12 protein-coding genes and 3 pseudogenes are annotated in these 10190 nt (G+C 33.8%); 14 read left to right on the top strand and 1 reads right to left on the bottom strand.

The genetic code is table 11. The features are described 5' to 3' along the window. From C9J37_RS28640 to C9J37_RS26410, 8 genes and pseudogenes are all read left to right on the top strand, one after another. Window positions 1-440: pseudogene (locus tag C9J37_RS28640) on the top strand (replication initiation protein); the annotation flags it as partial. 47 nt (window positions 441-487) lie between these two features. Then, window positions 488-628 (top strand): annotated as a pseudogene (locus C9J37_RS26445) (DNA/RNA non-specific endonuclease); the annotation flags it as partial. Then, on the top strand, window positions 625-1047 hold the full coding sequence (locus C9J37_RS26440; protein WP_107897779.1) for an SMI1/KNR4 family protein: 423 nt from the start codon (window positions 625-627) through the stop codon (window positions 1045-1047). The pseudogene C9J37_RS26445 and the gene C9J37_RS26440, both read left to right, overlap by 4 nt. Before the next feature lie 483 nt (window positions 1048-1530). After that, a pseudogene (locus C9J37_RS26430) lies at window positions 1531-1797 on the top strand (recombinase family protein); the annotation flags it as partial. Between the two features lie 73 nt (window positions 1798-1870). After that, on the top strand, window positions 1871-2356 hold the full coding sequence (locus tag C9J37_RS26425) for an antitoxin YezG family protein (protein WP_107897777.1): 486 nt from the start codon (window positions 1871-1873) through the stop codon (window positions 2354-2356). A gap of 380 nt (window positions 2357-2736) precedes the next feature. Continuing rightward, window positions 2737-3072 carry a GH-E family nuclease gene (locus tag C9J37_RS26420; protein ID WP_235617259.1) on the top strand — a complete coding sequence of 112 codons (336 nt, stop codon included), beginning with the start codon at window positions 2737-2739 and terminating at the stop codon, window positions 3070-3072. 13 nt (window positions 3073-3085) lie between these two features. Beyond that, window positions 3086-3502 carry a tetratricopeptide repeat protein gene (locus tag C9J37_RS26415; RefSeq protein ID WP_107897776.1) on the top strand — a complete coding sequence of 139 codons (417 nt, stop codon included), beginning with the start codon at window positions 3086-3088 and terminating at the stop codon, window positions 3500-3502. Window positions 3503-3513: 11 nt separating this feature from the next. Next, window positions 3514-3936, top strand: coding sequence for a tetratricopeptide repeat protein (locus C9J37_RS26410; RefSeq protein ID WP_107897775.1), 423 nt, complete (start codon window positions 3514-3516; stop codon window positions 3934-3936). Between the two features lie 217 nt (window positions 3937-4153). Here C9J37_RS26410 and C9J37_RS26405 read toward each other — a convergent pair. Next, window positions 4154-5481 (bottom strand): IS3 family transposase gene (locus C9J37_RS26405; protein WP_235617258.1). Its coding sequence is split into 2 segments (ribosomal slippage): window positions 4154-4203 and window positions 4203-5481, totalling 1329 coding nucleotides; the frame shifts between segments, so codons are not numbered across the junction. Between the two features lie 215 nt (window positions 5482-5696). Between C9J37_RS26405 and C9J37_RS26400 the strand changes: the two genes are divergently transcribed. The 6 genes from C9J37_RS26400 to C9J37_RS26375 all read left to right on the top strand — a co-directional run. Next, window positions 5697-6044, top strand: coding sequence for a hypothetical protein (locus C9J37_RS26400; RefSeq protein ID WP_107897773.1), 348 nt, complete (start codon window positions 5697-5699; stop codon window positions 6042-6044). An 84-nt stretch (window positions 6045-6128) separates the two neighbouring features. Continuing rightward, window positions 6129-6722: a hypothetical protein gene (locus tag C9J37_RS26395; RefSeq protein ID WP_107897772.1), complete on the top strand. Its 594-nt coding sequence runs from the start codon at window positions 6129-6131 to the stop codon at window positions 6720-6722. A gap of 63 nt (window positions 6723-6785) precedes the next feature. After that, the gene (locus C9J37_RS26390) at window positions 6786-7436 is read left to right on the top strand and encodes an SMI1/KNR4 family protein (protein WP_167397446.1); all 651 of its coding nucleotides are present in this window, start codon (window positions 6786-6788) and stop codon (window positions 7434-7436) included. Window positions 7437-8561: 1125 nt separating this feature from the next. Further along, the gene (locus tag C9J37_RS29255) at window positions 8562-9134 is read left to right on the top strand and encodes a hypothetical protein (RefSeq protein WP_235617257.1); all 573 of its coding nucleotides are present in this window, start codon (window positions 8562-8564) and stop codon (window positions 9132-9134) included. Between the two features lie 116 nt (window positions 9135-9250). Continuing rightward, a complete protein-coding gene (locus C9J37_RS29250; protein ID WP_235617256.1) occupies window positions 9251-9457 on the top strand; it encodes a hypothetical protein in 207 nt (68 codons plus the stop codon). Window positions 9458-9484: 27 nt separating this feature from the next. Further along, window positions 9485-10190, top strand: a 706-nt coding sequence (locus C9J37_RS26375; protein WP_153063521.1) for a PoNi-like cognate immunity protein, incomplete at its 3' end; no start/stop codon positions are given.

Below are 10190 nucleotides of genomic sequence, written 5' to 3'. Positions count from 1 at the left end.
TAGATTATAAGGATGTACCATATTCGACATTTTTACGTGTTTATATGGTCGGAGTGAAGAAATATCAAGTGAAAATGAAGATTTATAGTGGAACATATAGCTATGAACTACACATGCGGAAAAGTGACGATGTATACATTCATATGTATTTTAAAAACTTTAGAGAAACAGAAGGTCACTTACATATCTTAAGGATTGAGACAAGGCCAGAGCATTACTCACATTTTAGAGAAATACTAGAGATGATAGGCATACGAGCAAGCCGAGTAGAATTTGTAAGCTGTGATGTAGCGTATGATATACAAACAGGCTTGGAAAATATAGTGGTGATACCGACAGACGCACGGAGGAATATGACACACTTTGATACAACACGATATTTTGGTAGAAGCGACCAGCGTAAAAGGAATGGTTACTGTAGGATAAAAGGCAAGAGCTAGTAAAAGGTAACCTTGAACTAGATAAAGGGAAAAGAAATAATCATGCTCAAAAAGTAGCGGGCCGAGAAGATCGTTTGCCAGATGATGAGGGCGGTCATTTGATTGCAAGTATTTTTAAAGGTTCAGGTAGTCTGGATAATCTTGTGCCTATGAATGGTAATCTCATAAAGGAGGGAGTGAGAGTATGACAAAAATGCTTAGTGAAAACCCAAAAGTTTCGTTACAGGATATAAAACAATTTGAACAAGAGTATGATATTGCGCTACCTAAGCAATATGTGGAATTTCTAATTGAATACAATGGAGGATTTCCACAAGAATCTGGCTTCAAAATCTCAGATGATGAGGGAGAAAGTTTAGTAAATAAGTTTTATGGAATTGGGGATATGAAAAGTAATTTAGGCAAAGTTTTTGAGATTTTAGAAGGTGAAATACCAGAGGATTTCATTTCAATTGCTAATGATCCAGCTGGAAATGAGATTTTATTAGGAGTTAGTGGAGAGTATCAAGGGAAAGTATATTTTTGGATTCATGATAGAGTACCCGAAGAAGAAATGGACAATATGTTTATCCTTGAAGAAAGTTTTTCTGAGTTCTTTGATAACTAGGAGAAATGACAATTTAAGCTTAGGAAGTATTGTTACAGATAAAAAGCTATAATTTTACGAAATTAAATTAAACAAGCTTGTAGCTTTAAAGATAAGATTAATAATAAATGCTTGAACTCAAAAGCACTTGATTGTCTTTAGGCAATAGGTGTTTTTGTTTTTTTGTTAGAAATTTAAACTTTGGACGATCTTGGAAGAAACTTTAATGAAATTCATAACTCATGAAGGTTGTACCATCAAGGCATTCTGTTTTAATACTTGGCACGTGAAAATAATAAAGATAAATGTGCGAGATGACATTTACATAGCAAGAGGACTTATGATACTGCAAAACCCTCAAACTAACGACAATGACAAAGCTCGTGGCGATAAACAAAGGGTAACGTGAAAGAGAGTTGTAATATTAAGACGGTCGTATAATACTCGCTATTCGTTTAAAAAGCGTTACGAAAATTAAAATTTATGTAACGGGAGGGTAAAAAGTTGAACGTTGTTGGGTATATACGAGTCTCAACTCAAGGGCAAGCAAGAGATGGATATAGTTTGAAATATCAAGAAGAAATTAAAGTTCACTGTAAGAAACAAGGCTGGAACTTGATATATATTTTTAGAGACGAAGGAATCAGAGGTGTCAAACTGAATGAAGAAGCATTGGAAATAGACAGGGTGGGCTTGCAGGAGATGTTAGCTCACCTTTCGTCTGTTCAAATATATTATGTGGTTGTGCTGAATACAAGCGTTTGTTATAGATTATAAGGATGTACCACATTCGATAATATTGAATATTTAAGAAAAACATTGAAAATAGAGCAGGAGGTTGAGTATGGAAAAAGAAATGAATAGATTATATAGAGAGATAGCTGAAACAGTTAATGAAATGATTCCAGAAGATTCGAATAAATTTTATTTTTATGCTCAAATATCAGAAAATGGTGGAGGAACTTACTTTTATTATAATACATTTGAAAATAAGCAATATAAATATAGTTTAGAAATTCCTTTCAAATATCAAATTGATGAAGATGAATTTGAGAGAAAAGAAGATGTTTTATATAAATTGAGCAAGAAACTTAGAAAGGTTTTTAAAGATAATGAGCAGGAACTTTGGTATTCTTTTACAATGTCTCTAGAGAGTAGTGGGAAATTTAAGTTATATTATGATTATACAAACTGGTTTGATACAGATTATAGCTTTAGTGACCAAATGATTATATGGAAAAATAAATATTTAGGCGAAGTACCAAATGATGAAAATTATAAAGCGTTAATTGCAAAGTACTATATTGAATTTCCTAATAATCCGATTTGACTAAATGAAAACAATTAAACTTCATTTGATTTTACTATTGTTTGGTACATTATTTTGAAATGCAACCTATCATTGATAACAGCGACAGCTTATACAACCATTTTTAAGGGAGTATGAGCTGTTTATTTTTGCATTGTGAGAATGCTAAAACGGCTTATTAAACAAGAAGTCTTACTTATAAATGCCATTTGTTTTCGCTAATAAAGTCCTGTTTATGACAAAAGAAGAGTAATACCTGTTAGACACGCTCCAAGTAGGATTAGATGTCGTAGGGCTGGTACCGGGAGTTGGAGAAGTAGCAGATGGCTTGAATGCGGTGATTTATTATGCAAGAGGAGACAAGGTAAATGCAACCCTCTTCTTAGGGGCGATGATACCATTTGCAGGAATGGCAGCGACAGGTCAAAACGGGTAAAGAAGTAATAAAGAGAATGGAAGAGGAAACCCCACCCAAAATCTGTACAACACGTGATGGAGAAAAAGAATTTATGGCAAGTGATGATAAGTGGTATCCTATAGATAAAGCAGATATGGCTCATTTAACTGATGCGGTATCATGGTGGAACAGTACAGGAAGATATTATGGAGCGAAGTCACCAGAGGTTAGAGAATGGATGTTAAATTCCAAAAATTATGTTTTAGATCATTATAGTTTAAATAGATCCGCAGGGGCAAAGTTAAATGAAACCTACTTGCCACCAATAAATAATTATTAGGAGGAAATTAATATTGGAACTTAACGATCAAGTGTATGACCAAATAGTACAATTATGTAATGAGGGTAATATTTTTGTTGAAAGAGGACAAATTGCTAATGCATTAGATAGTTATTTAGCTGCTCTGGATTTGGTTCCATTACCGAAGAACAATTGGGAAACAAGTACATGGATTTACACTGCATTAGGGGATACTTATTTTTTAGAAAGTGAGTATGAAAAAGCAAAAAGCAATTTATATAATGCATTAAACTGCCCAGATGGTATTTCAAACCCATTTATTTTATTGAGACTTGGGGAGAGTTTATATGAATGCGGTGAACTTGATAAAGCTAAGGAGTATCTGTTAAGAGCTTACATTTTAGATGGATATAAAATATTTTTTAATGAAGATGATAAATATTTTGAATTGATAAAGGATATTATATGAGGAGGATTTATATGGCTATTTTACACTCACCTATAAAAGAAGAATTCGAAAGTCTTTTGGAAAAAAGCAATGAACAATTCAATAATGGGCAATATGAGGATTCAATTGTGTTATTAGAAAAGGCTTGGGATATAATACCTAATCCAAAAGGTATTTATTGTGAAGAGAGTTACCATTTAGTTAAGGATATAATCGCAACTTGTTTTATGGTAAATGATTTAATAAAAGCAAAAGAGTGGGCAGAAAAAATATTTTTAACTGGATTTGCACGTATAGATTCTGGAGATAAGGAATTTATTGCAGGAAAAGTTGCTTTTGAATTAGGCGATTTAGAATCCGCAAAAGAATTTTTTAGCATTGCCAATAATAAATCAGAGGGTAGATGTTTTGGAAATCCGAAGAATACTAAGTATCTCAAATTTTTTAAAAGTTAAAAGTGAAGAATAATAAATTGAAGAGTCTGCCAGAGAGAATGGAAATAGTATAGGTTAAAACACTTGAACACTTATTAAATATTATGGAGTATTAATATTATAAGATTATCTGATAACCAGTTTATATTTACTGATTTAGGGAGCATTAGAAAGAGAAGTGGTGAGCTTACAGAAGATATAAAGTGGTACCTATGTCAAGGACACAGTAAAAAAGAGATTATTCAACTAAGAGATGGTTCCTGTATTGTGCAGGAGCCATTTTTTTAGATTCCATTGATAACGATAATTGTTGTAATAGACCATATAGTGATGAATCTTCGCTTTTAGGGCATCAATTGTTTGCACAGATTCAAAGTCTACTTCATTTGTAAAATGACCGAAAAATGATTTCTGTGGTGCATTGTCCCAACAGTTTCCTCGACGTGACATCGATTGACCTAGTTTATATTTCTTTAATAACTTTTGGTAGTTGGGGCTTGTATAATGTACCCCTTGATCTGAATGGATAAAGGCATCCGGTTGGAGCTTGATTTTCTTATTGTGGATTAATTTTTCAATCGTTTTCGTTACGATATCTAACGTGATTGGATCGGATACATGATAAGCTAAAATCTCGTTGGTAGAGGAATCTTTTACGGTTGACAAATAAGCCAAATGATTTCCTTTATATGGCAAAAAAGTAATGTCAGTTAAGAGTACTTTTCCAGGTACCCCTTGTTTAAATTCACGATTCGATTGATTTGGTACGACGCGGTGTTCTTTCGTTGCTTTCGCCATTTGTTTATATGGATTCGGTCTGCGGTGAGGGCAGACAATCCCGTATTTACGCATGATTCGTTTGATCTTTTTGCGGCTCATTACGCACTGGAAATCATGTTCGAGTGTCATTTTGATTGAACGAGAGCCCTTTTTGTAACCCCGACGATTAAACGCTTTTAAAATCAAATCTTTCGCTTCTAAATCCTTTCGTTCTTTCGCTACTCGCAGGTCACTTGCCTTTAAGAAACCATAATAACCAGAGCGAGAAACGTTTAATAGGTCACAAAAATAAGCCACCATGCGTTTAAATGGATGCTTAGCCAGTGTGTCTGAAATTAGTTGATAAATCTTACTTGTGCTTATTTTTTGACTGTCGTTTAGCAGCCTCCTTTCGGTCACTTCTAGCTTTTTTAATAATTCAACTTGGCCCTCCAATAGTTGAATGCGTGCGGCTTGTCTTTCAATTATTTCATTCGCTGTTAATTCGCGTTTTAACGGTCTACCTGAACCAGTCTTTCGCGTATCCGTTAAACCAATCAAGCCGTTTTTTTCGTACGTTTTTCGCCAGCGGAAGGCAGCTTGTTCAATTCGTTTAATGCCAATGATTTCTTCATCAAAGCCATATTCCTTAAAGATTTGACGTGGGGTTTTTCCTGTTAAATATTCATCGATAAATTTACTTTTAAATGCAGTTGTATAGGTAATTGTCAGTTCGCTAACTTGCTGTACATTAGGATTCTTTTGAAGTAGCTGTATCTCTTTTGGTGAAAATAAAATTTTGCTCATAGTAACCTCTAGTCCTCTAAACTTGAATATCTAGTATATAAAAAAACACCTGCAGTTAAAACACTCTTTTTCAAGTGTCCTAACTACAGGTACCATATTACATCTTTACCAAGGCACGCAAACTCTATAATAAGCTAACCAAAAGTAACATGGCGAAGAAAGTCAAGAATGGCGCAAAAGCAGCGGTGCTAGCGTTCAAAAATACTTGCTAAAAAGTGAAGCAAAAAACAAAAGAAGTGTATAACCAAGCGAAGCAAAAGACGAAAGAAGTATATAATCAGGCCAAACAAACTGTGAAAGAAGCAAAAACGGCCTCAAAAGAAGCCGTACTAGCCTACAAGTCGTTAAATACCATGGAACTGCAAACGCCAAGTAAGGACATGAGCTTTAAACAAAAAGCCGTACTAACAGGCCAGAATCTGCTTTTATCAAAAGCTCAAAAAGAAAAAGGCAAACTAGATGGAACGGTTGATGTATTGAAAAATACATACGGCGAACTAAAAGAATTGGTGACCAACCCTGGAGGTGTCTTCAATAATCTAGTGACCGCAACACCCGATTGAAACGAAAAATCAATAGGCAATGCAATAAAAGACTCCTATGAAAAAGAAGTCCTCAATGGCAATGCCTATACAAAATCTAAGTGGATGACGAATGTACAGCTAACCACAGCGACAGCTATTGTTGGAACAAAAGGAGTTGGCTCCGTAACTAAAGTAGGGAAACTAAAGGGTGATTTACCTTCTTCAAAGCCAAAGCCTACTAAAAATCCTAAGAAGCCTGAAGAGACTAAGGGTACGGGTAATGCTACCAACCAAGTTACAAAACGAAGTGACCCTGCTACTTATTATACTTATGATGAACTTCGTGCCATGACGAAGGAATCCGGACTAACTGGTAGAAATGTTGGGTTTGAATCTCATCATTTATTATCTAAACAATTTGCCAGTAAATTTGATGTTTCACAAGGTGATATTATTTCTGCGCCGCTTACCCCTATGAATCATCGAGGTTCAGGTGGTGAAAAAATTATAGGTTCAGGAATGAATATTAATAATGCTATACAAAAGGAATTAAAAAATATAGTAGGTACAAATACTGAAAGAGCAGCAGTTAAAAATGCAACTCCTGAACAAATCTGGCAAGCTCATCGTAATGTATACGAAAAAATGGGGAATAGTGATTGGGCAAAGGCTATATATGATGCCCATGTAAAACCTCTAGGAATTCCTTATAAATAGTTATGATAAATATTTTGATTTTGAGTAATTTTTGTTAAAGTAATGGTCAAGGGGAGAAAAAGGATGAAAAAGTTTACAAAGATAATTGAAAGATTTGAGCAAAATATAATTAGAGATGGTCTAGAGGCTAATGAAGCTAAAGAAGCATTTGGTCAAGCTAAGCCTGATGACCTAAATAATTTTACTTTGTTGTATGAAACATTTGCTAAGTGGTCTGCTTTTTATGAAGAAAAGGATTTAGAAAATTTGAAATCCTATTCAATTCCAGAAACTATAGTAACTTTTTATAGGAATTTTGAGCCTCAAAATTTACCTGCTTTAAGTGGTGGAATAAGATTATTGGGACTAGAACAAATTAAAGAAGAGAATGCATCTGCTGTACCCAGTATGTTTTTCGTGAAATTTGGACTACTAACTGTTGCTACAACTATAGGTGGTAATGTAATTTGTTTAGACTTAAATGAAATAAAGAATGATGAGCCAAGTGTATTAATAGCAGACCATTCCTTCTGTTCTTACAATGATGACTTAGATGTTATAGAGTGTGTAATTGTTCCAGATGATATTGCTGACAATTATTCAGATGATGAACCAATAGTATTAACTTACGATTTAATCAAAAGATGCCTTCCACAGGTAGCGGATTCATTTAGTGATTTTTTAAATAAGCTAGCAAATGAGGAATATGTAGATATAGAAAACGAATACTTGTAGTTACATTCTATATAGGTAGTAGCTCCTCTAATTACCTGAATTATTTAACTTTTGGTAATAAATAAATGAGAGAATGGTTGCGGTGATTGTTTAAGTAAAACTACCACACTTACTAATCGATTTATATTTGAACGCGATAAAGACAAGTACGTATTGATAAAGGTTGGACATAAGAATCGAGAGCTCCTGAAGGCTGTACCATTAGTTACTTTAATACGGGGATAACGAGAAAAGAACGAAAATTGGGCGAGATGACATTTTAAGCAGTAAGGGTTGTATAACATGGAATAACTAACAAACTACGAGAATGACAAAGTTCGTGGATATAAACAAGGATATAATAGTTTTTAAATTGTATACAGTTAAAGATATCCTTGAATTTGAATTAAAAACTCATGAAGGTTATACCATCAAGGAGTATTAGCATTATTTTAATATTATGGCAAATTAGAGCGAAAATAGGCGAGATGACATTTTACTTACAAGGACCACTTATGAATGTCATAAGCACCTAACAAACGAGATTAAACAAGCAAACGGGTTTAAACGTTACACTTGCCAAGTGGTGAAAATGAATGTCATACTGTCAATACTAAAATAACTTATAAAACTTGCAATTATTAATAAACTTAGAAAATTTATAAAATTAAAGCACTTGATTGTCTATAACAGGCGACAAGTGCTTTTTTGCATGTTTAAATACGTAAATTGGAAAGATTACGATTATTTAATTAGTGTACTAAGTATTAAATTATATACAAGTACTTGCATACAAGGGGAAGAACAGGCGATGGAAATAGGAGTTTCGATAGATAAATTTGTTATAGTTTATAAGGATGTATCACATTCGACATTTTTACGTGTTTTGGTTGGAGTGCAGAAATATAAAGTGAAAATGAAGTTTTAATATTGGGAACCTATAGCTATAAACTGCACATGCGGAAAAGTGACGATGTATACATTCATCTATATTTTAAAAACTTTAGGGAAACAGAATGACATTTACATACCTCTAAGGATTGAGACAAGGCCAGAGCATTAGGCAAAGTCGTAGTAAGTACTGTAACACCTAAAAATATGTTAAACACGCTCCAAGTAGGATTAGATCTCGTAAGGCTAATACAGGTGTATGGAGAAATAGCAGATGGCTTGAATGCAGTGATTTATTATACAAGAGGAGACAAGGTAAATGCGGCCCTCTCCTTAGGAGCGATGATACCATTTGCAGGGATGGCAGCGACAGGTGGTAAATTAGTAACTAAAGGTACTAAAGCATTTAATGGTGTAGTTGATGGTATTAAAACCGTTACGAATAAAGGTCCAATAGGCCAACTAACAGAAAAAGCCACTAAACAGCTAGACACCGTAAAAGATAAGTTCCAAACCAAAGTAGCCGAAGTAAAGGACCAATTGCGTCAGTTGGGAACACCGCAGTTAGAGTTTGCTGGTGTGAACGTTGGCCGAATAACGGATACGGGAACAGTTGGGAAAAATAAGCCATCGAATAGTTCCAATGGTGAACCTAAAAAACCAAATATGGACGACTTTAATGCAGATACAGCTACAAACAAACAAAAAGGTAATTTTGGTGAAATAATTTCAAGGGATAATTTATTAAACAACCAAAGTATAAAAGACGCTGGATATGATTTAAAGCCAATTGGTAGAGGAGCACCATCAAGATCAATGATAAAATAGTAAAAGGGATAGATGGATTATATGAAAATGCAAATACAGAATCAAAAATTAAATATGTAATTGATGAAGCGAAGTTTGGTAGTTCTCAATTAAGCAAAACGAAAGACGGACCACAAATGTCAAACGATTGGTTGACTGGTACGAAAACTGAAAAAAGTAGAATTTTGAAAGCTGTTGGTGGTGATCAAAAACTGGCAAATAAAATCACCAAAGCATTGGATGAAGATGAAGTTGAAAGAGTATTATCAAAAGTCTATAGTAGTGGGAATGTAATAACATATAGGTTAAATGCTAAGGGTGAAATAATTGGAGAATGGCCTTGATTTAAAGGCAAGGAGGAAATAAAAATAATGAGGGATCATCTATGTATAGAAGAAAAATGTAGAGAAGGAATTGAATATCATAAAGAATTTATAGCTGAAAATAGGGAGGATATCAGAAATTTAGAGGAGGATATCAAAAATGGTATTCAAAGAAAATCCAAAGACAATAAAAGTCGTATAGAAGCGAGTTATTTGAGGACTTTTAAATATGAGTTGGAAGATATTAGGGCGAAATATTCTTTAGGAGAAGACATTAGTGCAATAGAAGAAGACTTTCACAATGCAATTTATGATTTAGAGCATACAGGGACTAGGGAAGTTGGATATTTAAGTATGCTTTGGACGATTTCTTTAGGAATCCTATTAGAAACGGATAAAAAGAATATAGAAAGATTAAGTAAGGTGGTCGAGGAAAAAGAAATAAACGATTCAGTGATTGATTTTTTATTATATGCTAGTAATATAGGACATACTAAAATCAACAATGATTATTATAAAGAAAATCCATATTCAAAAACAAGAGAAATTATAGAACTTGCGCAAACCGATAAGAAAAAAGCATCTAAAAGATTACAAACGTATATGGAAAAAGAATGGTTTAAAGGTCATTATGATTATGAGTGGAAAAATGCCCATAAAGAGCCGGGATATGTAGGGTTTTGGAGCTTTGAAACCGCAGCACTAGCGAAGATACTAGAACTTGATGATACAAGCCTAATAAATAATAATCACT

The organism is Lysinibacillus mangiferihumi, assembly GCF_003049665.1.
GTDB lineage: Bacteria > Bacillota > Bacilli > Bacillales_A > Planococcaceae > Lysinibacillus > Lysinibacillus mangiferihumi.
The sequence above is the reverse complement of the archived record's forward strand: the minus strand, read 5'-3'. Positions and strand labels throughout refer to the sequence as shown.

Coding starts and splice junctions, on each gene's coding strand:
- C9J37_RS26440 (WP_107897779.1), top strand. CDS start 625: ATGACAAAAATGCTTAGTGAAAACCCAAAAGTTTCGTTACAGGATATA.
- C9J37_RS26425 (WP_107897777.1), top strand. CDS start 1,871: ATGGAAAAAGAAATGAATAGATTATATAGAGAGATAGCTGAAACAGTT.
- C9J37_RS26410 (WP_107897775.1), top strand. CDS start 3,514: ATGGCTATTTTACACTCACCTATAAAAGAAGAATTCGAAAGTCTTTTG.
- C9J37_RS26395 (WP_107897772.1), top strand. CDS start 6,129: ATGACGAATGTACAGCTAACCACAGCGACAGCTATTGTTGGAACAAAA.
- C9J37_RS26390 (WP_167397446.1), top strand. CDS start 6,786: ATGAAAAAGTTTACAAAGATAATTGAAAGATTTGAGCAAAATATAATT.
- C9J37_RS29250 (WP_235617256.1), top strand. CDS start 9,251: ATGTCAAACGATTGGTTGACTGGTACGAAAACTGAAAAAAGTAGAATT.